Raw genomic sequence first — 24,996 nt, forward strand, 5'->3', positions numbered from 1 at the left:
GAATGTTAGATTCCCGGTTTCTCCAATTAAATTTCTCCAAAACTTTTGGTTTCATCCGACGAAAGCTTCCTCGTTTTTTCATCGAAATATTATAAATTTTCAGTTAGGTTACACAAAAAAAAGTTAAAAAATTAGTAAATATGTCAATGACTCAACAGAGAATTTCCTATAAAATTCACTTATGTTATATTTCTTAACATCAATTTGTTAACAATGTTCACAATATTTTTTTATGTTAATTTTTTGGATAATTCTAAAAAGACACACTAAAAGAAGGCTACAAAAACCGTACATAGGAAAAGGAGTGTAATTCACATGTCTTCAAATTTAGCAAATAAGTTGTCAGAAGAATTACCTTTCAGCCAAGCTACTAATGTAGATGAATCTCTGAAGCCAAAAAACAAAGAAGATCGGACGGTAAGTCCACTAGATTACATCTTTTTGTGGATTGGAGATGGGGTTAATTTAGGAAATATGACGCTAGGAGCTAGTTTGGTCATTGCGGGAATCGCAACATTGAATATCTATCAGACCTTTGCAGCAGCAATTATTGCCATTGCGGTTATATCAACGATCTTTGCTTTGAATGATCGTATTGGATATCAAACGGGTATTCCTTATGTTATGCAGTTACGAATGTCCTTTGGCTCTAAAGGGTCTGTCATTTCCTCATTATTACGTGGAATTCCGGCGCTCATCTGGTACGGGTTTCAAAGCTGGATCGGTGGAACTGCCTTAAATGAAATTATGAAAATTGTGACGAATGGTTCTTTTGATAATGCTTTTATTTGTTTTGTCATACTGCAGGTCATTCAAATTGTCCTTTCGCAATACGGCTTCCATGCGATTAAATGGGTAGAAACGCTCGTTTCGGTTGTTATTATGCTTGCACTCATTTATGTATTGTATGTTCTTTTGACTTCTCATTCAGATGTAATTATGGAAAAATGGGTTGATGCAAAAGGTTCTTGGGGATTGCCATTCTTTTCCTTCGTCATGATGTTTATGGGAAATTATGCAGCGATTTTCTTAAGTGCTGCAGACTATTCAAGAGAGCTAAAAACTGGTATAAGCAACACAAAACGCGGTCTTTTGTACTTTTTTCCAATTTTAATCGCTTATGGATTAACCCTAACAATTGGGGCTATGCTCGCTTCTGCAACAGGAATTTCAAATCCTGTAAAATCATTTGCTATTGTGGTCGATAATTCATATATTACCCTATTTGTTTCCGCATTTATTGTAATAGGCGCAGTAGGAGTAAATATGGTGGCGAATATTATTCCGCCAACATATGTTATCACATTGATTACAAAGTTAAAGTACAAGCCTGCTGTAACCATTGCTGGAATACTGCCATTCGCCTCATTTCCTTGGATTCTTGTAAAAGATTCTTCAGCAGCAGGTCTTGGAACGTTCATTCTTATTTATTCCGCCTTTTTAGGCCCTATCGTCGCTATTCTATTAGTTGAGTTCTATATTTTAAGAAAACAAAAGATAAATGTAGAAGATTTATATAACGAAGACGGTCCCTATTCAGGGTTCAATCCTGCTGCCATCCTTGCTATGCTAATCGGTGCTGGTGCAGCTTTTCTACTAGTGGAACTTGCATGGATTATCGGCCTTCTTGTTGGAGGTATCGTGTATCTTCTTTTAACCAAATTCTCCTTTAAAGATTCCAAGTTTAAAAATGGAACAATCTTTGAGAAAAAATAGTTGATTCTTCTAAACCTAGAGGTAAATAAGCCTCTATTCACACATCTGTTGAACAACAACATGCAGAATTTTCTGTAGCATCTAGGCTAGCAACATGATTGTATTTGGGCAGGTCATTTGATGGCCTGCCTTTTTGGTGAAAGATTTATTTTAATTTGAAAACGAACCTATGCCAAAATCTTGGTCGACTTGTACAAAGCAGATCTGATTTTGTTGATACTCATTTTCCTTCGTCTCTTTTGTGTTGGAATTTTTATTATATCAATATTTGAATATGCGGCGTCCACATTATTAGCAATTTAAAATTTTTTGCGCAAATTTTGCACAAAGGCAAACGAAAACCTTTTCTAAAGGTGGCGAAACATGGCCGTCTTTTTCTTACTTGCGCTATCCAGAATGATATAAAATAGAAACTTTAATATAAATCGTATACCATTCATAGCCCTTAACGGCTGATCTCGAAATCGCTTCGGCACGACTCAAAATCTGTTCTTTCGGGAGTGATGAAAAAACGTTTCTTACGATCAGTAAGAAACGTTTTTCGTACAATCCGTAAGTTCATTTTCTCAGCATATCATGACGACATTGCAAAGGAACGGCATTCCTGGGCGCATTGCAGGCAAGTCTGACCGCATGTTTGCGATTGCTGATCGGGCTGTTGTGAACAGTGATTTCCACAGACTTCACAAATTTTTGCGCACAGCAAGGCAAGCGATTTTGAAAAGCGGCTGTACCTTGCGATATATTTGGCGGTCAGCGTACATATATCGGCACAATCTCTAAGCATTCTTAATTGGTCTTTTCTATGTCTCAGATCTTCCCTTGTGAGAACGTAATACTCAGTTAACTCACAAACAGCTTCACAATGCTGAAGCATTTTTAAAACACGTTGGTGCTGGACGTTCCTTAAATTCGCATGATAGGGAACGGTATGGTCATACATTATATTTCCTCCTTCGTTCTATATGATCATTCCAACTTCATCCTATTCATGTGCACTTGCCTATGCTCTGGGTGTTCATCTATTTTTGTTTCATATCTGCGCCATAGCCTAAGATTTTTGCTTGTGCTTATGATGAATATTGGTTACCGTTAAGTCATTGAGATTTCACGGATATAGAGAACAGGAGCTGAAACAAGTGGAGAAACTGGTGAAGGTCAGAGGAATGACGTTTGGAGAAGGCGCCCCGAAAATTTGTGTGCCCCTTGTCGGAGAAACACTCGGACAATTGAAAGAAGAAGCGGCTTTTCTGCAGACGCTTGATGCGGATGTCGCCGAATGGCGGGCAGATTTTTATGAAGGTGTTGAAGACATTGAGAAGGTGACTGAGGCTTTGTCGGAAATCCGCGGCCTTTTGAAAGAAACTCCGCTGATCTTTACCTTTCGCAGTGCGAGGGAAGGCGGAGAAAAAGATGTCAGCCCGGAATATTATTTTTCTTTAAATGAAACGGTTATCAAAACAGGGCTTGCCGATCTCATCGATATCGAGCTGTTTCATGATGAACGGGCTGTGAAAGCAGCGGTGGAAGCCGCACATGCGAATGAAGTGGCAGTCATTATTTCCAATCATGATTTTGAGAAGACGCCGGCCATAGAAGAAATGATATCCCGCTTGAAGAAAGCGCAGGAATTGGGTGCTGATTTGCCCAAAATTGCAGTTATGCCTGAAACGCCGGCTGATGTGCTCAGGCTGCTTGAAGCGACGTATACGATGCATGAGCAGTATGCAAAGCGGCCGATTATTACGATGTCCATGGCCGGGAAGGGTGTAGTCAGCCGTTTGGCAGGCGAGGTGTTTGGTTCGGCCATGACTTTCGGCGCCGCAAAGAAAGTCTCGGCTCCGGGACAGATCGCAGCTGGTGAGCTCAAGAGAATGATTGGTGTTCTGCACGATCATTTATAATCCTGTCAACGGATCTTTCTCCAGAATGGTATTCACTTTTGCTGATCCGATGGAGGCGCTTGCTGCAAGCTGACATGTCCCTTTTTAATTAAAAGCAGCTTTCATACGTTTTTGTAGTCATTCATTCCTAAAAAGCAGGAATGATTACATTTTAACTTTTCATCATGTGTTCATTGTGTTACCATAGTGACGAATTAAATAGCATTACTAGGGGTGCCCTGCATGGGCTGAGAGAGGAACGAATGCGTTTCTTAACCCTTTGGACCTGATCTGGTTCGTACCAGCGTGGGGAAGTAAAAGTGATTTGTGCTGATTATTGCGAATTGCCGTGCAATAACGGTGATTTTTACTGACTTTAAACCAGGTTCATGAATATGTGCCTGGTTTTTTTGTGCTGGTACTGTTCTCAGGTTTAGTCTTGACCAATTTACAGAGGGGAAGGATTTTAAAACATGAAACACGAGTCAGTACAGCAAAAAAACATCTCGATTATGTCAAGCTTTTCAGGGAGCCGGAAGGTGTATGTCGAAGGATCGCGGCCTGACATTCAAGTCCCGATGAGAGAAATTGCCCTGAGCCCAACGACAGGTTCATTCGGCGAAGAAGAAAATCAGCCTGTTCGTATATACGACACGAGCGGTGCTTACACAGACGCAAAGGCGGAGGTTGACATTTTAAAGGGACTGAAGCCTTTGCGGTCGGCCTGGATCAAAGAGCGCAGCGATACCGAGGAATACGAGGGCAGAGACATAAAGCCTGAGGATAACGGCTATAAAAGTGTGAAGCAGGCGAATCACAGCTACCCGGGGCTGAAAAGAAAACCGCTGCGCGCGCAAAAAGGACAAAATGTCACTCAGCTTCATTACGCACGAAAGGGAATCATCACTCCTGAGATGGAGTTTATCGCGATTCGCGAGCATGTATCTCCTGAATTTGTCCGTGATGAAGTGGCGAGCGGCCGGGCAATCATTCCGTCAAACATCAATCATCCGGAAAGCGAGCCGATGATTATCGGCCGGAACTTCCACGTGAAAATTAATGCCAATATAGGGAATTCAGCCGTAACCTCCTCAATTAAAGAAGAAGTGGAGAAAATGACATGGGCGATCCGCTGGGGCGCCGATACGATGATGGATCTGTCCACTGGGAAGGATATTCACACAACAAGGGAATGGATCATCCGCAACTGTCCAGTGCCTGTAGGAACCGTGCCGATTTATCAGGCGCTTGAGAAAGTAAACGGTGTCGCGGAAGATCTGACTTGGGAAGTTTACCGCGATACATTGATTGAACAGGCAGAGCAGGGTGTGGATTATTTTACGATTCATGCCGGTGTACTCCTGCGCTATGTGCCGCTCACGGCAAAGCGTGTCACGGGCATCGTCTCCCGCGGCGGAGCGATTATGGCGCAATGGTGTCTGGCGCATCATGAAGAAAGTTTCCTTTACACGCATTTTGAAGAAATTTGCGAAATTATGAAAGCTTATGATATCGCGTTTTCATTGGGTGACGGACTTCGTCCCGGTTCGATTGCTGATGCGAATGATGAAGCCCAGTTTGCCGAATTGGAAACGCTCGGCGAGCTGACGGAGATTGCCTGGAAACATGATGTGCAAGTGATGATCGAAGGACCGGGGCATGTGCCGATGCATAAAATTAAAGAGAATGTCGATAAACAAATGGAGATTTGCAAGGAGGCTCCGTTTTATACACTCGGCCCGCTGACGACCGATATTGCCCCGGGCTATGACCATATTACATCAGCGATCGGAGCGGCGATGATCGGCTGGTATGGAACTGCAATGCTTTGTTATGTCACGCCGAAAGAACATTTGGGGCTTCCGAATAAAGATGATGTCCGCGAAGGGGTCATTACATACAAAATTGCGGCTCATGCGGCTGATCTCGCTAAAGGGCATCCCGGCGCGCAAATTCGCGATGATGCGCTTTCGAAAGCGCGCTTTGAATTCCGCTGGCGGGACCAGTTCAACCTCTCGCTGGATCCGGAAAGGGCGCTTGCATTTCACGATGAGACCTTGCCGGCCGAAGGCGCGAAGACCGCTCACTTTTGCTCAATGTGCGGTCCGAAATTTTGCAGCATGAGGATTTCTCAAGATATTCGCGATTATGCAAATGAAAATAATCTTGATGAAGAAAAGGCTATTGAAAAAGGCATGGAGGAAAAGGCGAAGGAATTTAAAAAAGCGGGCAGCCGCATATACAGCTGACAAAAAAAGCAGATGAAGCGGGGGCCTTCATCTGCTTATCTGTTCTTTTGAAATGAAAACATATATGACAAGTGTTGAATGACAATTAACACAAAGATGACGATAATCGGAAAGTACGGGATATCGACTTGGAAAAACGGATAAAAGATCATGAGGAGCGCTGCGACAGGCATTGCAAAATACAGAACGATGTAAGAGGTTCTGCACGCTTTGGCGGTCATCATCTGCTCCCTTTCATCCTGTTCTTTAAATTCATCAGGAATGAGAATAAGGCTTCGTTTGCGAGAGCCTTTCTTCTCTAAAAAAGAGTAAACCGCCAGAACCGAAACAAATAGAAGAATGGGAATAAGGTTAAAAACAAAATGCAGTTCAGAATTGCTCGTTTTCAGGCTTCTTGCAATCTGTTCAGATGTTTGGAAAAACGTAATAAAAGTCCAGCACGCAAGTCCGAAAAGAAGAATGTGAAAAAAAGTCCTCGTTTTCATATTCATTCATTTTTCCCCCCCTTCTAACCAAAAAACTTCTTCCATTTTTAATCGAAACTCCCCGCAAATTTTCAATGCTAAAAGGAGCGACGGTATGTAATTGCCTTTTTCAATGGCTGCAACTGTCTGTCTCGTAACTCCGACAGCTTTTGCAAGAGCTTCTTGTGAATAGCCATATCTTGCTCTCAGCTCTCTTACCCTGTTGTTCATCTTACCACCCGCAATCCTTTTTTTATATAGTATATTTGACATATTGTTAATTGTACTAGACATAATGTTAACTCGATTTTACATTGCATTCAACATCTTTTGATCTAGAAATGGAAGATTCACAACCGCAATACTTAAATTTATACATAAAATTAACAAAAATGGAACAGGTAAAATAGGACTGTCTATCATTGTTCGAAAAAGGACTTTATGGTTATTTTCAGTGTTTATTTTCAAGTGGAGGCATGTCTTATTTTCTAGTTCTTTTCTCACTTGACACTTGGGAACAGCCTGTTTTCAAGAATGGAGAGGAAAAAGGCGGAGAAGATTGAAAATTAAGAAAAAAAGACCATATGGCATCTGTGATGGTGAAAAATGCAGGGGGATTACGATGGATGGAGAGAATGAATGGGGAAATAGAATCAAAAAGAGACAGATGATTAAATAAATAGTTGGAAGGTAGTATTTATGAAATAGGAAAATTCATAGATTTCAGTATGAATTTGGGTGTGTTACGCTGTGGTTACTTGATAGAAAGGAGGGGGAAAAATGACATACGCAGCACCGCAAGTTGATTATTCTGTCAATCCGGCGATCGAAGACCAAGCTTGGTTCTTAGTGTTCATCGCAGTCCTATTGGCACTTGGAGCGACTGTTGTACTTGGCGCCGCAGTATGGTGTGTAGCTAACGGAAACGGCAGCTTCACGGGATCCGTCAAATGGGCCAGCGGTTTAAAGGTCAGCATTGAGTGCAGGAAGTAGCTATACTTAAGTATCTATTCACATCAAGAGACATATCTTACAGGACTTAACCGCCTGTGGGGGGCGGTTAAGTCCTCATTAATATTCATCACTACCCTGGAGGCATTATGTTTATAATAGATAATCTGTCTAAAACATATAAAAACAATGTGACTGCCGTTAGCGGGTTTCAAATAGAGATTGAAAGAAATCAAATTGTCGCGATAGCCGGTCCGAACGGTTCAGGGAAGACGTCAATCATTCATTCCATTTTAGGAATCATTACGCCCAGCGAAGGAACCATTCTTTTGGATGACCTGCCGAACATGTCGGCGGAATTCAAGCAAAAATTCGCTTATGTTCCCGATGATCTGCTTTTGCCGGATGCCCTTTCAGCTGCTGAATATTTGGATTTTGTTTCTTCAATGTATAATTGTACATCAAAAGAGAAGCGGAAACAATTAATTGAGCTTTTTGATATGGAAGAGGCATTGCAAGAGCCGATTGAAACGTATTCCCACGGAATGAAAAAAAAGACGCAGCTGATCGCCGCTTTTATGCTGGAAAGTGAATTTGTCATCATGGACGAACCTTTCCGCGGGCTGGATATTGAAGCAGTCATCAATACGAAAAAATTGATGAAGCGATATGTGGCTGTGCAAGGATCGATTCTGCTTTCGACTCACGATATGCTCTCTGCCGAAGAGCTGTGCGATAAAATCGCGATCCTTTCTAAAGGAGTCAAAATGGACGAAGGAAAAGTCGAAGAATTAAAGCTGAAATATAATAGTAATACATTGGAAGAAGTGTTTTTGAAAGCTTCGATGCTGAGTGATAGGGGTGCGCATTTTGATCAAATCATTCGAAATTTCTAAAATGATGCTGAAAATGTGGCAGAAAGAAATGAGCAAGCTCTTTAATACCGGCACAAAAAGATTGTTGGCCGCGCTTTTTTTGCTGTTGGCGGTCAGTATGGGCGCCGTGATCGGTTATAGCTTTACGGGCATGTTTTTGAGTTCGTTTTTAAATGGTGATGTACGTTCTTTGGGATTGTTCGTGATTTCCATGTTTATGAATGCCTCGATTTTTACATTTGTTTTCTTCATTTTGTTTAAGGTAAGGACGCCGGAGCAGCACAGCTTTTCCATGCAGCTCAGCTGGTTTCCGCTGACGGCTTTCCAGAGAAGCCTCGGCTACTATATTCCGTTTGCCGGAGCGGTATCATTTCTTGTTTTATTCATCATATTTATTTTGCTGATTCCAAATTTTATTGCGAGCGGTGTGGGCATCTGGTTTGCGTTTACGTTCTTTGCGCTGCTTTTTGTACAGATTCTCTTTTTCTTTTCATTGCTCAATCTTGTTTATAATTTGGTGTACATCACCATTTTAAAATTCGGCTTTCCGCTGCAGAAATTTTTTTCAATGTTTGCGCTCGTCGTATTAGCTGTGTTGTACGGCATGACGTCTTTTGATCTTGCTAAAATACAGAATGCTTATTCATCATTTGATTATAACTTAACCTATTTCACAGCGCCGCTGTTTCTCCTGCTGAACGGACAGGCAGCAGATGCAGCCATCGTTCCGGTTGTGCTGATTTTGGCAGCCGCCATTATGGCTTCTTTCCTGTCATTGAATTTTGTCCCGATCCTCACTGAAAAAAAATCATCTAAACTGTTTTCATTCATTAAAATTCCGTCATCAAAACTGCTGTCTATGATGGTGAAAGAAATCAAAATTCAAGCCAGAAATGAAGAAAATATTTTAAACTTCATTTTTTTGCTTTTGGCCTTATGTTTTTTAAAATACAGATTTCAATTCGGCTTTACAGGGGAGAATTATTTGGTGCTTGGCGGCGTAACCGGAATCATTGCATTTAATTCCTTTGGAAACGACCAGCGGATGATGCCGGTGTATAAGGCGCTTCATTTGAAACTGGCAACGGTTTTATGGTCGAAATATCTCGGTTTATGTGTACTCGGTCTGCTTCAGCTTTGCTTGTTTTCCCTGCTGACATGGACGTTTCCGGAGAGCTTCCCGGTCTTGTTGAAGACGATCGCTGTCATGATGAACTCGATTGCCATGTTTTATTTAGCCGGAATCATCTTTCCGCTTGACCGAAATAATCCTTATATGGGGATCTTTTCATTCGGGATGCTCCTTCTCTTTTTGATCCCGCTGTTTTTTATAGGAAATTATGCAATCGATAAAGTCACAGGGAAAGGATTGCTGTTTTTCATACCGTGTCTGGAATTACTGCTGCTCCTGTTGTTATACGGCGGGTTTAAATGGAGGTACCATTATGATCATTAATATGGTGAAGGCATTATTCGCAATAAAAAAAATCCCTTATTTTCCTGAGCATGTGACACTTGATCAAAAGCATATTTCAGATCATGACATCGGTGCGGATTTCCCGATTAATCCGACAGCTTATCAAATGCTGAAAGAAATCGATGGAAAAAAAGATGAACAGGAGATAGCAGCCGCCCTTTCAGGCGTGTTCCGCATCAGTGAAGATGTCTTGTTAAAAGATTTGCATGAGCTGCTCTCCGGGCTTAACCAGCGCTATTTGATCAATTGGAAATATGGGGATGGCCCGTCTTTCCAAGGGTTTCTCCATCAATTTTTCGGTCAGTATCATATTCGCTACAGGGAGAGATTTTCGAGCCGGTCTGATTCGTTTTTGTTTTTGTACATAAAATTTCTTCAGATCATTTCAAAGAAAATCATCGTGTTCTGGCTGATCTTTCTGATGCTCTCGCTCGCGGCATTTTCCGCGTTTCCAGATGGTTCGATCATCGGCATCGCGGTTTACTTTTCGGTCATTTATTTCGGGCTGATTACGGGAACAGCGCTTCATGAAGTGGTGCACGGCATCGCACACCGCAAATTGGCCGGGAAACACGGAGCACCGGGATATTTAGCGGCTGATATGATGTCCGTTAAGTTTATTAGGCCCGTGATATCACCGTTTGATAAAAAAATGATTTGGATTACGGCGTTGGGGCCGCTTGTCCCGGGGATACTGGGCTTAGCCGGGGTGCTGTTTACGATCTTCTTCCTTCAGGAAAATGCGGTGTCCGTCGGCGTGCTTCTGTTCTTTTCAACTTTTGCTCTGCATATGATTTATCTGCTTCCATTTATGGGTGACGGAAAATCGATTATGAAACAGCTTATGATCAGAGGAATGGGAGGGAAATCATCATGAATGCAAACTCTTTAAAACAGGGATTAATATTTGCCAGTTTCTCAAGCTTCTTGGCATTTCCGATGATATCGGTGGCGCTTTTGTTTTATCATCTATTTGCAAATCAAACGAGTTCGGACATTCTCTTTAACAGCCTGTCGTTTGTGATGGAGAGCGAGTCTTCTTTTTCATTTCAGGTAAAACCCAACTTCTTCTTCATTATGATCGGGCTGTTTATCGGCATCTTTATCATAGCGGCGGCCTTTTCGTCTCTTTTTCAGAAAAAAAAGAAAGGGTCATAAAAAAGCTTGCTTTTTCAGGCAGGCTTTTTTTATTTGCATGAGAAGGAAAGATGTGATAAATTTAAATCGTAATCATTACGTTTTGTTAAAAGGAGGAGGCAAACGTGGCCAAAAAATCAAAAATTGCAAAGGAAAAGAAACGGCAAAAGCTTGTTGAGCAATATGCAGCCATCAGGAAAGAATTAAAAGAAAAAGGCGATTACAGGGCGCTGAGCAAACTTCCGCGCGATTCTGCGCCCTCAAGGCTGCATAACCGCTGTGAGGTGACGGGCAGGCCGAGAGGATATATGAGAAAGTTTAAAATGTCGCGGATTGTATTTAGAGAATTGGCATATAAAGGACATATTCCAGGAGTGAAAAAGTCAAGCTGGTAAACAATTAATGTCGAAAAAAAGCGGCCGATTAAACTCGGCGTTTTTTTTCGACAAATTTTTAATATACCCTTGACGAAAATTTAATAAACGTGTAACATTATAAAAGTCAAATCGCTGATCTGATTTTAAAAGATCTGTGCGGGTGTAGTTTAGTGGTAAAACCTCAGCCTTCCAAGCTGATGTCGTGGGTTCGATTCCCATCACCCGCTCCATACATACTGTTTATAACGCAGTGTTTCGTTTCTCAGATTAAACGAAGCATTGCGTTTTTTCATGTATGACTTAAAAAACTTGCTTTTTGTGAGCAAGTTTTTTAAGGAAAGACTGCTGAGATATGTTCTCCGCCGTGAATTTGTTCAAACATTTTTGTCAAAGCTTCTAGCATCCGGAGTGCTTCATCTTTGGAAACCGAAGGTCTGAAGAAGACGAGCTGCAAAGCATCTTTTGTTTCCCTGCTGACGGGATGATGATGGATGTTTTGCGAAAGGGAACCGAATGTTTCGCCCGCATCAGAAACGGTTATGATACTGTCTCTTTCGCCGAGCGCGACGTGAAGCGGCCCCTTTGGCTTCCCGGCATCATAGATATGAACCGGCATCGAATATTTCAGAGAGAAAAAGCGGCTCAAATCAGTGGCGGAATCGGCTGATTCTATGTAGTTTTGCTGCTGAATATCCGTGAGCATCTGCTCAAGGCTTGTTTGCCGGCCGGAAAATGACGGGTCCAGCATTGTCAGCATCCGCTGCCATTCTTGTATTGCCGGTTCATCCCCGAGGCTCCTGTCGGCATAATCAAAAAACAGCGATTCCTGAAAAAGGCGGAGCCGGCCTTTTAGCATTTGCGGGGAATCCGCGATCTCAATTCCTTTATATAAAACCGCGCCTGCCTTAAATGAAGGAACACGCTTTAAAACAGCAGGGGCTATTTGTAATTTTAGTTCCAATTCCAATTCAACTCCCATTCATCATGTTACACTTATATTATACAGTGAGCGAAAACTAAAACAAAGAAAGGAGGCTCTGCACCATGGATGTAAAAAAATTGAAGCAAGATGTGATTGAATACGCACAGCAAATCGGAATTGATAAAATCCGCTTTGCAAGCGCAGATACATTTGAAACATTGAAAGAGCGTCTAATCGAAAACCGTACGCTCGGCTATGAATCCGGCTTTGAAGAACCTGATATTGAAAAACGGACCAATCCCGATCTCCTGCTGCCAAAGGCGAAATCGATCATCGCGATTGCGCTTGCATACCCTTCAAAAATGAAAGATGCGCCAAGGAGCACAAAAGGCGAACGCAGGGGCATCTTTTGCAGAGCTTCCTGGGGAAAAGACTACCACCATGTACTGCGGGAAAAGCTTGACCAGCTTGAAGAGTTTTTGACGTCGCAGCGCAGCGATGTCAGAACAAAATCAATGGTGGATACCGGAGAGCTTTCCGACCGGGCCGTAGCAGAGCGCGCCGGCATCGGCTGGAGCGGAAAGAACTGCATGATCATCACCCCTGAATTCGGCTCTTACGTCTACTTGGCGGAAATGATTACCAACATCCCGTTTGAACCTGATGAGAGGGTGGAGGATCAGTGCGGCTCATGCAACAAGTGCATTGACGCATGCCCGACCGGAGCGCTTGTAAACCCGGGACAGCTGAACTCCCAGCGATGCATCGCCTTCCAAACGCAGACAAAAGGATTTCTGCCTGATGAGTTCCGCACGAAAATCGGTAACCGGATCTACGGATGTGATACATGCCAGATGGTATGTCCGATTAATAAAGGCAAGGACTTTCACCTTCATCCTGAAATGGAGCCCGATCCTGAGATCGCCAAGCCGCTTTTAAAGCCGCTGCTTACGATGAAGAATCGCGAGTTTAAAGAAAAATTCGGCCATGTGGCGGGTTCCTGGAGGGGGAAAAAGCCGATTCAGCGGAACGCGATTATCGCGCTGGCTCACTTTAAAGAAACAAGCGCACTGCCTGAGCTGGTCTCGCTCCTGCACAAAGATCCGCGCCCGGTCATCAGAGGAACCGCTGCTTGGGCGATCGGAAAGATCGGAGAAGCAGATGTAAAGGATGAGCTTGAAAAAGCGCTGATCCGTGAACAGGATGAAGAAGCAAAAGCCGAGATCGAAAAAGGCATACAGCTTTTAAAGGAAACGAGTGCGACTAATTAAGGGCTGTCCTGACATATGTTTGGAAGAGAAATGTTTCTTTTCAAACAAACAGATGGGGGTGCAGCCCTTGAAACAGATTATCGAGCAATTGCTGAAGGCCAGGCTGAATTATTTAATCAACGGCAGCGACGAAAGAGACTGGCGTAAAGCCGGCGGCTTTGAAGTTATCGAACGAAAACAAAAGCTTTTTGAAAGGCGCGGTGTTCAGATCGTCAAAGCGAATATACGGGCAGCCATAAAGGAGCATTGGGTTGATGAAGACAGTGCAGCCCATGTGAATTATCAAACCCATACCGCATACTTGTGCAAAGATGGGGATGATATGTATATGGAAGAACAAATTGAAAACAGGAATGCTCTATTATATGACGAGATGGTGATCAAAGATTCCGAAAGTCCGCGGCCGGCCGTTCAGCCGCTCCCCGAGGTGGAAAGCAGGGCGGGACATGAGCCGAGCGAATTATTGGGGCGGGCGTTCCGCTATGATCGGCTGGCCGCCGTCCGCTATGCCGAAACATTTTGGAATAAACGGAATCCGGCTTATAAAAACTTTGAAGACAATTGTACAAATTTTATTTCTCAATGCCTCAGAGCCGGAGATGCGCCGATGCGCGGCTATCCGAACAGAGGCAAAGGCTGGTGGATGCAGAATCACTCCTGGAGCTACAGCTGGACTGTCGCCAATTCACTCAGAACGTTCCTGCGACAATCAAAAGCCGGCCTCCGCTCTGTTCCAACGAAGACTGCAGCAGAGCTGATCGAAGGCGATGTGATCTGCTACGATTTCAACGGAGACGGAAGGTTTGATCATGTGGCGATTGTGACGTCAAAAGATAAAAGCAATATGCCGCTTGTGAATGCCCAAACCCATGACTGCCGGATGAGGTACTGGTCTTATGAAGATTCGCCCGCTTATACCTCTTCGATTCGATATGCGTTTTTTCATATTGCAGATGATACGCCAAAAGCGTAAACAATGGTATAATAAATAGCGGATCAGAAAAACAGAGGTGAACATTTTTGGCATTGCATGTCGTATTATATCAACCAGAAATTCCTGCGAATACAGGTAATATCGCACGAACTTGTGCAGCAACAGATACAACGCTTCATTTAATCAGGCCGCTCGGATTTTCAACAGATGATAAAATGCTGAAGCGCGCAGGCCTTGACTACTGGGAATTCGTCAATGTCGTCTATCATGATTCATTGAAGGAATTGTTTGAGGCGCATCCGAAAGGACAGTTCTTCTATATTTCGAAGTTCGGCCAGAAACCGCACACATCATTTGACTATTCAGATCAAAACGAAGATTATTTTTTCGTGTTCGGCAGAGAAACGAACGGTCTTCCAAAAGACTTGATCGAACAAAACATGGACCGCTGCCTGCGTTTGCCGATGACAGAGCATGTCAGATCGCTGAACCTGTCAAATACTGCGGCAATTCTTGTCTATGAGGCGCTTCGCCAGCAAAACTACAGAGATTTAACATAAGCGGCTGCCCCCAAAAAGAAGGGGGCGGTTTTTTTAGGCTTTTTAATGTAACAGTGTTATGTTACAATGTTTTTGAAGGAGTGAAGAATATGGAGCATGATGATTTAATCTCAAAAAAAGAGCTGCTTGATTTGACATCGATTTCTTATGGGCAGCTTTATAGATGGAAACGGAAAAATTTAATACCTGAAGAATGGTTCATTCGGAAATCTACGTTTACCGGACAAGAAACGTTTTTTCCAAAGGAAGAGATCCTGAAAAGAATCGAAAAAATTCAAAATATGAAAGAAAACCTTTCGCTTGATGAAATGGCGGAAATGTTTTCGCCGAGGCTTGAAAAGATCAATGCCAGCCGCGGGGAGCTGCTTGAAAAAGGGCTGGTTTCCGGTGCGGTCATGTCATTTTTCATAGAAAATACAGATCAACGGGATGATGCATTTGAACTGACAGAAGCGCTGGCCGTTTATGTGCTGGAAGGATTGCTTCAGTCAGGGGAGATCAGTCTTGATGAAGGAAAAATGGTTTTGGATGTCATGCTGTCGCGTGCTCCGAAGCACCAGGGCAGGCTGATCGTGCTGCGAAAGCTAGGCATCGCCACATGCTTTATTGCTGAAGGCGAAATCGTGTTTGAAAAGGCGGTGAAAGTCGCTGCTGATATCAGTCTGGCGGCTGCCGGAGAAGAAATGAAAACAAAATTACTGTAATGGAGGAACAGCGATGGATAATTTAACGATAAACGGCTTTGGAAGTTCAAGCGGAGGGACGTTTCAATCTGTTGAATTAAACGGCAAAGGAACGGTTAACGGTGATGTTGATTGCAAACGGCTTCTCTGCAACGGGACTGGGACCGTAAATGGGAATGTGAAGGCCGATACGGTGAAAATCAGCGGCCATGCGAAAATGAACGGCGGGATTACAGCTTCTTCAGTGCGGATTGACGGCTCCGCAAAGGTAGAAGGAGATGTCAGCGCGGATAAACTGAAAATCTCCGGTTATGCAGGCCTGAGCGGTCATGTGAAAGGAGACGAGCTGATGATTCGGGGAAAAGCGTCAATCGGCAAAGACTGCGAAGTAGAACATTTTTCGGCTGAAGGCTATTTTACGATCGGCGGTCTTTTAAATGCAGAACAAATTGAGATCAAGGTGCATGGAGGCGAAAGCAAAGTCAAAGAAATCGGCGGCCGGCGCATCAGCTGTACAGTACATCAGTCCAAATTGCTGTCATTTTTGACACCGCTGATTTCTCCGCCGAGGCTCTCTGCTGAACTGATTGAAGGCGATCACATAGAACTCGCCAACACAACGGCGAAAATCGTTCGGGGCAATACGGTGATCATCGGAGAAAATTGTGATATCGGACTGATAGAATACAAGGAAGATCTCAAGCAGTCAAAAACGGCAAAAATCGAAGAGAGCCAGAAAATATAGCGGAGGGATATGGTATGGAGAAAAACGACTTAAAAATCAGCGGATCTGGGAGCGCGGCCGGCGGCTCTTATCAACAAGTCGTCATCAGAGGCGAAGGAATGATCGGAGGAGACCTTGACTGCTCTAAATTTCGCACATATGGCACAAGCACTCTTTCAGGAGATGCTGCAGTTCAAACATTTGCTATACATGGAGAGTCGGAAGTCGGCGGCAGCTTGAAAGCAAAAAAGGCCAAAATCTTCGGAACGGCTGACATTGCGGGCGACGCCGAAATCAGCGAAGCGGCCGTCAAAGGCATGGTCAATATCGGCGGAAATATGACCGCTGAAACATGCGACATCAAAGGCGCGCTGACTGTAAAAGGTGATTGTGAAGCGGAGCGTTTTGCATTACAAGGGAGTCTTGAATTAAAAGGGCTTTTGAACGCCGGTATGATTGAAATCGGGTTAAGATTGGGCAAGAGCTCTATTGGAGATATCGGCGGAACCGTAATAAAAGTGGTCAATAAACGCGGCTTCTTTAAAAGAAACGGCGGTTTTCTCTCGGCCAAAGTGATAGAAGGTGACGACATTTACCTGGAAAACACAACGGCTCAGATTGTCAGAGGAAACAAGGTGCATATAGGTCCGGGCTGCCGCATTGAAGCTGTTGAGTACAAAAGCGATTATCAGGTGTCTTCCCGGGCGGATGTAAAAGAAAATAAACAAAGCTGATTTAGAATAAAACAGTGTTATGTTTTAAAAAAGAAAAAGGATGGCTGCTTATCACGCCATCCTTTTTCTTTTTTAATTTTTCTTCCCCGGCTTGCTTTCATACCCGGCTGTGAAAATGGATACGAGAAATGTGAGGATAACCCCCATCATAATCAAGGTTCTCAACAAAATCACCCTTTCCATCCTTTATCCCTTGTTGTCTTCGGCCATGTGGTAGTTAGAGTCCGGCTGATCCGCGGTGCATCTGCGGGCCGGGCTTATCTGCTTTTATTATGAATGGTTTGCGCCGTCCTTGTCAATTCGAGGAAGTACATTTCAATTTTCATATGAAACGCATCTAAAGGGACATCTCCGCATAGAGTGAATGTAACAGTGATTCACTTGGCACCTTGCATTCATCACATATAGGAGGTTCTTATGGATATATTAAAAAAGATTGAACAGTATAGAGAGGAAGAGCAGCGTCTGAAGTGGGAAGGAACCTTCGCTGATTATTTGGAAATCGTGAAAGAAAATCCGACTGTCGCGCAATCTGCTCATTCCCGCGTTTACAATATGATTAAAGACAGCGGCATTGAAGAAAAAGACGGAAAAAAAGTATACAGCTTCTTTGACAAGGAGCTGTTTGGGCTTGAAGAACCTTTAGAACGCCTTGTTGAAGAATATTTTCATCCGGCCGCAAAGCGCTTGGACGTCAGAAAAAGAATTTTACTGTTAATGGGTCCTGTCAGCGGCGGAAAGTCAACGCTTGTCACGATGCTGAAAAAAGGTCTTGAAGCTTACTCGCTGACAGATGAAGGCGCAGTCTACGCGATTAAAGGGTGTCCGATGCATGAAGATCCGCTTCATTTAATTCCTCAGCATTTGCGCGAGGATTTTTATAAGGAATACGGCATCCGCATTCAAGGCAATCTATCCCCCTTAAATATGATGCGGCTTGAACAGGAGTATGGCGGTAGAATTGAAGATGTAAAGGTTGAAAGAATCTTTTTTTCCGAGGATAAACGGACAGGGATCGGCACGTTCAGTCCCTCTGATCCAAAGTCGCAGGATATTGCCGATCTGACGGGCAGCATCGATTTTTCAACGATCGCTGAATACGGATCAGAATCCGATCCGAGGGCATACCGTTTCGATGGGGAACTAAACAAAGCGAACAGAGGGATGATGGAATTCCAGGAAATGCTGAAATGCGATGAGAAATTCCTCTGGCATCTTCTGTCCCTGACACAGGAAGGCAATTTTAAAGCGGGCCGGTTCGCGTTGATTTCGGCGGATGAACTGATCGTAGCCCACACGAATGAAACCGAATACCGTTCATTTATTTCGAATAAGAAGAATGAAGCGCTCCATTCGCGGATTATCGTGATGCCGATTCCATATAATTTGAAAGTGACAGAAGAGGAGCGGATTTACGAGAAAATGATCGCTGAAAGCGACGTGTCTGACGTGCATATTGCCCCGCACACTTTAAAAGTGGCCGCGATGTTTTCGATCCTCACGAGGCTGAAAGAGCCGAAGCGTTCAGATATTGACCTCGTCAAGAAAATGAGGCTGTATGACGGAGAAAGTGTTGAAGGGTACAATTCCGTCGATGTCGACGATATGAAAAAAGAATATCATGACGAAGGGATGAGCGGGATTGATCCGCGATATGTCATCAACAGGATTTCTTCGACGATCATCCGCAAAAACATGGAATCGATCAATGCGCTCGATGTCCTTCGATCGTTAAAAGAAGGACTTAACCAGCACCCTTCGATTTCAGCCGAAGACCGTGAGCGTTATTTGAACTTTATTTCGGCCGCAAGAAAAGAATACGATGAGATGGCGAAAAAAGAAGTGCAAAAAGCATTTGTATACTCGTATGAAGAATCAGCTAAAACCCTTATGGACAATTATCTCGACAATGTGGAAGCCTACTGCAATAAAATCAAGCTGCGCGATCCGCTGACAGGCGAGGAAATGAATCCTGACGAAAAGCTGATGAGGTCGATAGAAGAGCAAATCGGCATTTCTGAAAACGCCAAGAGAGCATTCCGTGAAGAAATTCTCATCCGGATCTCGGCCTATGCGAGAAAAGGGAAGCGGTTTGACTACAATTCGCATGAACGGCTTAGAGAAGCCATTCAGAAAAAGCTGTTTGCAGATTTAAAGGACGTGGTCAAAATTACGACATCGACAAAAACGCCGGATGAACAGCAGCTGAAAAAAATCAATGAGGTCGTCGCCCGTCTCATTGATGAACACGGCTATAATTCAACAAGCGCAAATGAGCTTTTAAAATATGTAGGAAGCTTATTAAACCGGTAGTTCAAGACCCGTCCGGAAGAAGGGCGGGTTCTTTTGTCCCATTTTCAAAATTGTTTGTCAAAAGTCATCTGCCGTCCGCATAAGATAAAAATAAACATTTTTTAAGGCTGATTTCAAAGAATTCTCGTGCATGTATGAAGCCATTTTTTAGGGATTTATCAATAAGGAGGGGAATTCATGTCCCATAAAGACAATGGCCATTTTATTATTTCTGAGGAAGACTGGTCCCTCCATCGAAAAGGGTATGATGACCAACAGCGCCACCAGAAAAAGGTGCAGGATGCGATAAAGAACAATCTGCCTGATCTGATCACGGAAGAAAGCATCATCATGTCCAACGGTAAAGATGTTGTCAAAATTCCGATTCGTTCATTAGATGAGTATAAAATCCGTTATAACTATGATAAAAATAAACACGCCGGACAGGGAGACGGAGACAGCAAGGTGGGAGACATCGTGGCAAGGGACGGCTCTGACAAACGAAGCGGCGCCGGAAAAGGCCGGGGAGCGGGTGATCAGGCCGGTGAGGACTATTATGAAGCGGAAGTTTCCTTAATGGACTTGGAAGAGGCGCTCTTCAGCGAGATGGAGCTGCCGAATTTAGAACAGAAAGAACGCGATGACATTGTCGTCGAAGATATCGAGTTCAATGATATCCGCAAAACGGGGCTGACTGGCAATATCGATAAGAAAAGAACGATGCTCTCCGCATATAAGCGAAACGCGATGACGGGAAAACCTTCGTTTTATCCGATTTTCCCCGAAGACTTAAAATTTAAAACGTGGAATGACTCCGTCAAACCGGAATCCAAGGCTGTTGTATTGGCGATGATGGATACGAGCGGTTCGATGGGCGTTTGGGAAAAATATATGGCGCGAAGTTTTTTCTTTTGGATGACACGCTTTTTGCGGACAAAGTATGAAACGGTTGACATCGAATTTATTGCCCACCATACAGAAGCAAAAGTCGTATCTGAAGAAGACTTCTTTTCAAAGGGGGAAAGCGGAGGGACGATATGTTCATCCGTATACCGAAAATCCTTGGAACTGATCGATGATAAATATCACCCGACCCGCTATAACATTTATCCATTTCATTTTTCGGACGGTGATAATTTGACATCTGACAACCCGAGATGTGTCAAGCTCGTTGGAGAAATTATGGAGAAGGCGAATATCTTCTGCTATGGGGAAGTCAATCAATACAACAGGCATTCAACTTTAATGTCGGCCTATAAAAATATTAAAAATGAAAAATTCAAGTACTATGTTTTAAAACAGAAAGCCGATGTGTTCCAGGCGCTGAAAAGTTTTTTCAGCAATGAAGAACGTCATCAATATACGTAAAAGCGCCAAGCCGAGCCTCCCTTTATGGAGGTTTTTTTATGTGGAAAATATTGAAGTGAAGATTTTCAGTGCAAGGTTGTTGACATTCTTTCTTACTTTAACTAATATTTAATCTTGTTAACTATTAATTTGTTGTTTGCATGGGTGAACTCGTTTTACAAATTCCGATCTTTTTTGCTCAGTTTTGAACAACCGAATCAAAAGGAAGTTCAGTACACGTCCGCAAGTTTCTGAGCAGGAAATAGGGAAAACGCAAACTGTGTGCGGCCCGCTTGCCGGGTTCGCCAAAAATATAAGAATACGGAAGGAGAAATAAAACATGAGCAAAGGACGTTTAATCGCGACTAACATTATCGGACTCATCATCGTGCTTGCCATCATTGCAGGAGGCGCGTATTTCTATTATGACAGCATCAGCTATGTGAAAACAGATGAAGCGCATGTTGCCGGGGAAATGGCTGACATTACAGCGACTGCATCAGGCAAGCTGACTGACTGGGATATCAAAGAAGGAACAAAAGTTTCAAAAGACGAAAAAACAGCGAAGATCAAAGGCGAACAAACCGTTGATGTAAAGTCAATCATGGACGGAACAATCGTAAAAAATGAAGCGAAAGAAGGTCAGGTCGTACAAGCTGGACAAACGCTGGCCAAAACGATCGACATGGACCACCTGTATATTACAGCAAACATTGAAGAAAACGACCTTAAAGATATTGAAAAAGGCGACAAAGTGGACATCGTGGTTGACGGTGATTCAGGCTCTACCTTTGAAGGAAACGTTGAAGAAATCGGCTATGCGACAAACTCTACATTTGATCTGCTTTCCCAAAGCAATTCAAGCGGAAACTACACAAAAGTGACGCAGAAAGTGCCGGTGAAAATTTCAATCAAAAACCCATCTGATAAAGTGCTGCCGGGAATGAACGCATCAGTAAAAATTTCAAAATAGCTTGGGGGAAGAAAACGAGCGAAAGGAGGATGTCATAAGTGGCTTCTCAAGAGAAACAAGGAAATATGTCACTGCTTATTATATTAATGTCCGGTTTGTTTCTGGCCATTTTAAACCAGACGCTGCTGAATGTGGCGATGCCGCATCTCATGACCGAATTTAATGTGAGCGCCACAACGATTCAATGGCTGACGACTGGATATATGCTTGTCAACGGCGTTTTGATTCCTTTATCAGCCTTCTTGATTATACGGTTTGGCGGGCGCAGTCTGTTCTTAAGCGCCATGCTGCTGTTTACGATCGGAACGCTGATTTGCGGTATATCGCCCAATTTCTCAACGATGTTAATCGGGCGCCTCATTCAGGCGGTCGGCGGAGGCATACTCCAGCCTTTAGTGATGACGACGATTCTGTTCATCTTCCCTCCGGAAAGCCGCGGGAAAGGGATGGGAATCTTTGGACTCGCGATGATGTTTGCTCCGGCGGTAGGTCCGACCTTATCCGGCTGGGTCATCGAAAACTATAGCTGGCGGATCATGTTCTACGGGCTTGTACCTGTTGGCGTCATTGTGATTATTTGCGGATTTTTCCTATTTAAAAATATGACAGAACCTAAAAAAATTAAGCTGGATACAGCAGGTGCGCTCCTTTCAGTCATCGGGTTTGCAGCATTGCTGTACGGTGTCAGTGAAGCGGGAACCGACGGCTGGGATGATCCGGTCGTTCTTTCTACCGTTGTGATCGGTGTCATCGGCATTATTGCTTTCATTATCCAGCAATTGAAATCAAAAGAACCGATGCTCGATTTCAGAGTGTTTAAATATGACATGTTTTCATTATCAAGCGTGATCAACGCAATCATTACGGTCGCTTTATATGCCGGAATGTTTCTGATTCCGATCTATTTGCAGAACCTGGTCGGTTTTACGGCGCTTGAGTCGGGTATTCTCATGCTTCCTGGCGCAATCGTCATGCTTTTGATGTCGCCGGTATCAGGGATTTTATTTGATAAAATCGGTCCCAGACCGCTTGCGATCGTCGGTTTATTGATCACCGTCGTTACGACTTACCAATTTACGACACTTACCATTGATACACCATATATGCATATCGTGGTCATTTATGCGATTCGGGCGTTTGGTATGTCAATGCTGATGATGCCGATTATGACAGCCGGCATGAACCAGCTTCCGCAGCATTTGAACAGTCATGGAACGGCAATGTCCAATACGCTTCGCCAAATCAGCGGTTCGATTGGAACAAGCTTGATGACGACGATATATACAACGCGCACGACATTTCACTACGCATCAATGGCTGACCAAACAAATACGGCTGATCCGTCATTTATGCATACATTGCAGTCAACCATTCAGTCAACAGCACAATCGATGCATATATCCATTGAACAGGCGCAACAATATGTTGTGAAATATTTGACCGGACAGGCACAGCTCAATTCCAATGTCATGGGGATCAATGATGCATTTATGTGGGCGGTTGGATTCTGTTTAGCCGGTCTTGTGCTCAGTCTGTTTTTGAGAGATGTCAGAAAAGACAAGAACCGCAAGAAAAATAAAGCAGAAGAGCTGACTTTGCTGCCGGCTCCGAAGGAAGCGAAAGAATCTTAAGATGAGGAGGCTCTCATATGAAAATCTATGTTGTCTATGACAGTGAAGGCGAACACACAAAAAAATTAGCTGAATCGATTGCAGAAGGTGCACGGGAAAATGAGGCGGCAGAAGTGTTGATCGACCATGTCAGCCAGGCTGATGTCAGAAAGCTCGAAGATATGGATGCCATCATCTGGGGATGCCCGGGCCATTTCGGCACGATCAGTTCTGGTTTGAAAGCCTGGATTGATAAGCTCGGCTATTTATGGGCGGAAGGAAAGCTGATCAATAAGGTCGGCGCCGTGTTCTGCACAACAGCGACGACTCATGGCGGAGTTGAAGCGACGATGCTCAACTTAATCACGCCGATGCTCCATCAAGGAATGATGATTGTCGGTCTCCCTGGGAATGTACCTGAAAATGCTTTATACGGATCTTATTACGGGGCCGGCATCACATGCCCTGTAGACAGTGATGAATTAATTACTGAGGAAGGCCTTGAGCTGGGCCGGGCTTTGGGCAGACGCGTCACACAAGTGACGGGCCGCTTTGCAGCAGGACAGTAAGGAGCGTTTTGACATGACCATTATCGTGACCATTATAGCTGCAGTCATCGTTATTATCGGACTTGTGGTGTTTAATGTACGTTCGGCATCTCCTGCAAAACCTGAACCTGCTGAGGAGCCTCGTGTTGAGCGCACTTCCCCGGTTCAGGTGGAAGAAGAGACGCCGGAAGCGCCGGAACCAGCTTCCGGCGAAAATGATCAGTATGTCATGACTGATCAAACATATCGGGAGATACTGCAAAAGTTTCAAACACCAAAAGAACAAAATAACGCCCCTAAAGAAGAAATGGATGACATGGACTACCGAAATGCATTGAAGTCCATGAAGAAACGGGATCAAGATTAAAAGCAAATTCGCTGTGTATCAGCGGGTTTGCTTTTTTTTTTCGGTTTTTTTAAAAATTTTATTGTCATTTCTTCTGTATCAGTGTACTATTGTCGTAGTACACTGATACAGAGATTTAGAGGAGGATATCGTTTGAAATCTTTCAGCGGTTTATTTAAAAAAGATTTGCTCACCTCAAGATTTTGGTTTCTTACTTGGGTGCTCTTGATGCTTTTTGCGATCACTGCAAGCGTTGTTTTTGCCCGCTATACAGACGAACCGATGGTGTTGTTTGGGGCGTTTGCGACCATCTTATTGTTTCATATTCTGTTTTGTCCTCTCATGATGATCAGCCAGCTTCGCTTGGAAGGGAAAACCCAGCTATGGCTGTATAATCCGAATAAGGGTGCGGTTTTGCTGCTGTCAAAATTGGCGTCAGCCGCCGTGTATCAAATGGCTTCCCAGGCGATTCTTTTTATGTTCGGATTGGTTGTCAGAGGCGTCCTGGAATCCCTGAGTGACAGTCTGTTTTCGGTTTGGGATATGATGATTGTCAACATCGCAGTTTTTTTCGGATCAGTGTTGTTTTCAACGTGGGTCATGTTTCTGTGGACGATATATGAAACACTTAGAAAATATCCGGCCATCAAAAAAATCCGCTGGCTCATTCCTTTATTGATCTACTATGCTTATGGATTGATAGAAGGGCTGTTCATCAAGAGCGGTCTGTTTCAGGCTGCACAGGAGTTTTGGAGCTTTTCCATAAAGACGAATTTCAAATTTCACTATCAGAATTCAGAATGGACTGTTGCATTTTCTAAAATTGATCTTCCGGGTGTTCTCCTGGTGTATTATGCGGTTTTAGGTGTCTGTCTATTCTATTTTTCCGGCAAGATACTTGATAGAAGAGTTGAGGTGTAATG

26 protein-coding genes, 1 tRNA gene and 1 riboswitch are annotated in these 24,996 nt (G+C 43.6%); of the genes, 23 read left to right on the forward strand and 4 right to left on the reverse strand.

What is annotated here, in order from left to right; translation table 11 throughout:
* Positions 1-315: 315 nt before the first annotated feature.
* Positions 316-1,716, forward strand: coding sequence for an NCS1 family transporter (locus BTA30_RS12015; protein ID WP_076761458.1), 1,401 nt, complete (start codon positions 316-318; stop codon positions 1,714-1,716).
* A gap of 574 nt (positions 1,717-2,290) precedes the next feature.
* Here BTA30_RS12015 and BTA30_RS12020 read toward each other — a convergent pair.
* Positions 2,291-2,659 carry a four-helix bundle copper-binding protein gene (locus BTA30_RS12020; protein WP_076761459.1) on the reverse strand — a complete coding sequence of 123 codons (369 nt, stop codon included), beginning with the start codon at positions 2,657-2,659 and terminating at the stop codon, positions 2,291-2,293.
* Positions 2,660-2,855: 196 nt separating this feature from the next.
* Between BTA30_RS12020 and aroD the strand changes: the two genes are divergently transcribed.
* Positions 2,856-3,620: a type I 3-dehydroquinate dehydratase gene (gene aroD / locus BTA30_RS12025; protein WP_076761460.1), complete on the forward strand. Its 765-nt coding sequence runs from the start codon at positions 2,856-2,858 to the stop codon at positions 3,618-3,620.
* A 199-nt stretch (positions 3,621-3,819) separates the two neighbouring features.
* Positions 3,820-3,929: riboswitch (TPP riboswitch) on the forward strand.
* Between the two features lie 143 nt (positions 3,930-4,072).
* On the forward strand, positions 4,073-5,848 hold the full coding sequence (gene thiC / locus BTA30_RS12030) for a phosphomethylpyrimidine synthase ThiC (RefSeq protein WP_076761461.1): 1,776 nt from the start codon (positions 4,073-4,075) through the stop codon (positions 5,846-5,848).
* Between the two features lie 35 nt (positions 5,849-5,883).
* On the opposite strand, the gene BTA30_RS12035 is transcribed toward thiC, so the two are convergent.
* A complete protein-coding gene (locus BTA30_RS12035) occupies positions 5,884-6,339 on the reverse strand; it encodes a hypothetical protein (RefSeq protein ID WP_076761462.1) in 456 nt (151 codons plus the stop codon).
* Positions 6,340-6,543, reverse strand: coding sequence for a helix-turn-helix transcriptional regulator (locus BTA30_RS12040; protein ID WP_076761463.1), 204 nt, complete (start codon positions 6,541-6,543; stop codon positions 6,340-6,342).
* Positions 6,544-7,092: 549 nt separating this feature from the next.
* Between BTA30_RS12040 and BTA30_RS12045 the strand changes: the two genes are divergently transcribed.
* The 7 genes from BTA30_RS12045 (at position 7,093) to BTA30_RS12075 (ending at position 11,359) form a co-directional block, all read left to right on the forward strand.
* Complete coding sequence (locus BTA30_RS12045; RefSeq protein ID WP_076761464.1) at positions 7,093-7,305, forward strand: hypothetical protein; 213 nt, start codon at positions 7,093-7,095, stop codon at positions 7,303-7,305.
* Between the two features lie 107 nt (positions 7,306-7,412).
* Complete coding sequence (locus BTA30_RS12050) at positions 7,413-8,159, forward strand: ABC transporter ATP-binding protein (protein WP_076761466.1); 747 nt, start codon at positions 7,413-7,415, stop codon at positions 8,157-8,159.
* The gene (locus BTA30_RS12055) at positions 8,125-9,594 is read left to right on the forward strand and encodes a hypothetical protein (protein WP_083696887.1); all 1,470 of its coding nucleotides are present in this window, start codon (positions 8,125-8,127) and stop codon (positions 9,592-9,594) included. The genes BTA30_RS12050 and BTA30_RS12055 overlap by 35 nt, the downstream gene beginning before the upstream one ends.
* Positions 9,584-10,492, forward strand: coding sequence for a PqqD family protein (locus BTA30_RS12060; protein ID WP_076761468.1), 909 nt, complete (start codon positions 9,584-9,586; stop codon positions 10,490-10,492). Before BTA30_RS12055 ends, BTA30_RS12060 begins: the two co-directional genes overlap by 11 nt.
* Entirely contained in the window at positions 10,489-10,773 is a 285-nt protein-coding gene (locus BTA30_RS12065) for a hypothetical protein (RefSeq protein ID WP_076761470.1), read from the forward strand. The genes BTA30_RS12060 and BTA30_RS12065 overlap by 4 nt, the downstream gene beginning before the upstream one ends.
* Before the next feature lie 104 nt (positions 10,774-10,877).
* Positions 10,878-11,147: a 30S ribosomal protein S14 gene (gene rpsN / locus BTA30_RS12070; protein WP_076761472.1), complete on the forward strand. Its 270-nt coding sequence runs from the start codon at positions 10,878-10,880 to the stop codon at positions 11,145-11,147.
* Between the two features lie 138 nt (positions 11,148-11,285).
* Positions 11,286-11,359: transfer RNA gene (locus tag BTA30_RS12075), tRNA-Gly, on the forward strand.
* Positions 11,360-11,460: 101 nt separating this feature from the next.
* Here the strand turns inward: BTA30_RS12075 and BTA30_RS12080 are convergent.
* Entirely contained in the window at positions 11,461-12,090 is a 630-nt protein-coding gene (locus BTA30_RS12080; RefSeq protein WP_083696889.1) for a hypothetical protein, read from the reverse strand.
* 83 nt (positions 12,091-12,173) lie between these two features.
* Here BTA30_RS12080 and queG point away from each other — a divergent pair, with 83 nt between their 5' ends.
* The 13 genes from queG (at position 12,174) to BTA30_RS12145 (ending at position 24,994) form a co-directional block, all read left to right on the forward strand.
* Positions 12,174-13,322: a tRNA epoxyqueuosine(34) reductase QueG gene (gene queG, locus BTA30_RS12085; RefSeq protein WP_076761476.1), complete on the forward strand. Its 1,149-nt coding sequence runs from the start codon at positions 12,174-12,176 to the stop codon at positions 13,320-13,322.
* 67 nt (positions 13,323-13,389) lie between these two features.
* A complete protein-coding gene (locus BTA30_RS12090) occupies positions 13,390-14,295 on the forward strand; it encodes an amidase domain-containing protein (protein ID WP_076761478.1) in 906 nt (301 codons plus the stop codon).
* Positions 14,296-14,342: 47 nt separating this feature from the next.
* The gene (gene trmL, locus BTA30_RS12095; RefSeq protein ID WP_076761480.1) at positions 14,343-14,816 is read left to right on the forward strand and encodes a tRNA (uridine(34)/cytosine(34)/5-carboxymethylaminomethyluridine(34)-2'-O)-methyltransferase TrmL; all 474 of its coding nucleotides are present in this window, start codon (positions 14,343-14,345) and stop codon (positions 14,814-14,816) included.
* Positions 14,817-14,905: 89 nt separating this feature from the next.
* Positions 14,906-15,520 carry a YhbD family protein gene (locus BTA30_RS12100; RefSeq protein WP_076761482.1) on the forward strand — a complete coding sequence of 205 codons (615 nt, stop codon included), beginning with the start codon at positions 14,906-14,908 and terminating at the stop codon, positions 15,518-15,520.
* 13 nt (positions 15,521-15,533) lie between these two features.
* The gene (locus BTA30_RS12105) at positions 15,534-16,244 is read left to right on the forward strand and encodes a polymer-forming cytoskeletal protein (protein ID WP_076761484.1); all 711 of its coding nucleotides are present in this window, start codon (positions 15,534-15,536) and stop codon (positions 16,242-16,244) included.
* Between the two features lie 14 nt (positions 16,245-16,258).
* Positions 16,259-16,957 (forward strand): hypothetical protein, encoded by a 699-nt coding sequence (locus BTA30_RS12110; protein ID WP_076761486.1) that lies wholly within the window; start codon positions 16,259-16,261, stop codon positions 16,955-16,957.
* A gap of 417 nt (positions 16,958-17,374) precedes the next feature.
* Entirely contained in the window at positions 17,375-19,270 is a 1,896-nt protein-coding gene (gene prkA, locus BTA30_RS12115) for a serine/threonine protein kinase PrkA (protein ID WP_076761487.1), read from the forward strand.
* Positions 19,271-19,447: 177 nt separating this feature from the next.
* Positions 19,448-20,617, forward strand: a complete 1,170-nt coding sequence (yhbH, locus tag BTA30_RS12120) for a sporulation protein YhbH (RefSeq protein WP_076761489.1) — start codon at positions 19,448-19,450, stop codon at positions 20,615-20,617.
* A gap of 319 nt (positions 20,618-20,936) precedes the next feature.
* Positions 20,937-21,569, forward strand: coding sequence for an HlyD family secretion protein (locus BTA30_RS12125; protein ID WP_076761492.1), 633 nt, complete (start codon positions 20,937-20,939; stop codon positions 21,567-21,569).
* Between the two features lie 65 nt (positions 21,570-21,634).
* Positions 21,635-23,200, forward strand: coding sequence for a DHA2 family efflux MFS transporter permease subunit (locus BTA30_RS12130; RefSeq protein WP_076761748.1), 1,566 nt, complete (start codon positions 21,635-21,637; stop codon positions 23,198-23,200).
* Between the two features lie 17 nt (positions 23,201-23,217).
* Positions 23,218-23,748 carry an NAD(P)H-dependent oxidoreductase gene (locus BTA30_RS12135; RefSeq protein WP_076761494.1) on the forward strand — a complete coding sequence of 177 codons (531 nt, stop codon included), beginning with the start codon at positions 23,218-23,220 and terminating at the stop codon, positions 23,746-23,748.
* A 13-nt stretch (positions 23,749-23,761) separates the two neighbouring features.
* Entirely contained in the window at positions 23,762-24,094 is a 333-nt protein-coding gene (locus tag BTA30_RS12140; protein ID WP_076761496.1) for a hypothetical protein, read from the forward strand.
* 132 nt (positions 24,095-24,226) lie between these two features.
* Positions 24,227-24,994 (forward strand): hypothetical protein, encoded by a 768-nt coding sequence (locus BTA30_RS12145; RefSeq protein WP_076761498.1) that lies wholly within the window; start codon positions 24,227-24,229, stop codon positions 24,992-24,994.
* Positions 24,995-24,996: the final 2 nt, after the last annotated feature.

The organism is Bacillus swezeyi (assembly GCF_001969815.1).
Lineage (GTDB): Bacteria > Bacillota > Bacilli > Bacillales > Bacillaceae > Bacillus > Bacillus swezeyi.

Excerpts from the sequence above, each read along its gene's own strand:
- yhbH (WP_076761489.1), top strand. The coding sequence starts at position 19,448 with ATGTCCCATAAAGACAATGGCCATTTTATTATTTCTGAGGAAGACTGG.
- BTA30_RS12100 (WP_076761482.1), top strand. The coding sequence starts at position 14,906 with ATGGAGCATGATGATTTAATCTCAAAAAAAGAGCTGCTTGATTTGACA.
- BTA30_RS12035 (WP_076761462.1), bottom strand. The coding sequence starts at position 6,339 with ATGAATATGAAAACGAGGACTTTTTTTCACATTCTTCTTTTCGGACTT.
- BTA30_RS12015 (WP_076761458.1), top strand. The coding sequence starts at position 316 with ATGTCTTCAAATTTAGCAAATAAGTTGTCAGAAGAATTACCTTTCAGC.
- BTA30_RS12125 (WP_076761492.1), top strand. The coding sequence starts at position 20,937 with ATGAGCAAAGGACGTTTAATCGCGACTAACATTATCGGACTCATCATC.
- BTA30_RS12110 (WP_076761486.1), top strand. The coding sequence starts at position 16,259 with ATGGAGAAAAACGACTTAAAAATCAGCGGATCTGGGAGCGCGGCCGGC.
- BTA30_RS12060 (WP_076761468.1), top strand. The coding sequence starts at position 9,584 with ATGATCATTAATATGGTGAAGGCATTATTCGCAATAAAAAAAATCCCT.
- BTA30_RS12130 (WP_076761748.1), top strand. The coding sequence starts at position 21,635 with ATGTCACTGCTTATTATATTAATGTCCGGTTTGTTTCTGGCCATTTTA.
- queG (WP_076761476.1), top strand. The coding sequence starts at position 12,174 with ATGGATGTAAAAAAATTGAAGCAAGATGTGATTGAATACGCACAGCAA.
- BTA30_RS12135 (WP_076761494.1), top strand. The coding sequence starts at position 23,218 with ATGAAAATCTATGTTGTCTATGACAGTGAAGGCGAACACACAAAAAAA.
- BTA30_RS12020 (WP_076761459.1), bottom strand. The coding sequence starts at position 2,659 with ATGTATGACCATACCGTTCCCTATCATGCGAATTTAAGGAACGTCCAG.
- BTA30_RS12065 (WP_076761470.1), top strand. The coding sequence starts at position 10,489 with ATGAATGCAAACTCTTTAAAACAGGGATTAATATTTGCCAGTTTCTCA.
- BTA30_RS12105 (WP_076761484.1), top strand. The coding sequence starts at position 15,534 with ATGGATAATTTAACGATAAACGGCTTTGGAAGTTCAAGCGGAGGGACG.
- BTA30_RS12140 (WP_076761496.1), top strand. The coding sequence starts at position 23,762 with ATGACCATTATCGTGACCATTATAGCTGCAGTCATCGTTATTATCGGA.
- BTA30_RS12045 (WP_076761464.1), top strand. The coding sequence starts at position 7,093 with ATGACATACGCAGCACCGCAAGTTGATTATTCTGTCAATCCGGCGATC.
- prkA (WP_076761487.1), top strand. The coding sequence starts at position 17,375 with ATGGATATATTAAAAAAGATTGAACAGTATAGAGAGGAAGAGCAGCGT.
- BTA30_RS12040 (WP_076761463.1), bottom strand. The coding sequence starts at position 6,543 with ATGAACAACAGGGTAAGAGAGCTGAGAGCAAGATATGGCTATTCACAA.
- thiC (WP_076761461.1), top strand. The coding sequence starts at position 4,073 with ATGAAACACGAGTCAGTACAGCAAAAAAACATCTCGATTATGTCAAGC.
- BTA30_RS12050 (WP_076761466.1), top strand. The coding sequence starts at position 7,413 with ATGTTTATAATAGATAATCTGTCTAAAACATATAAAAACAATGTGACT.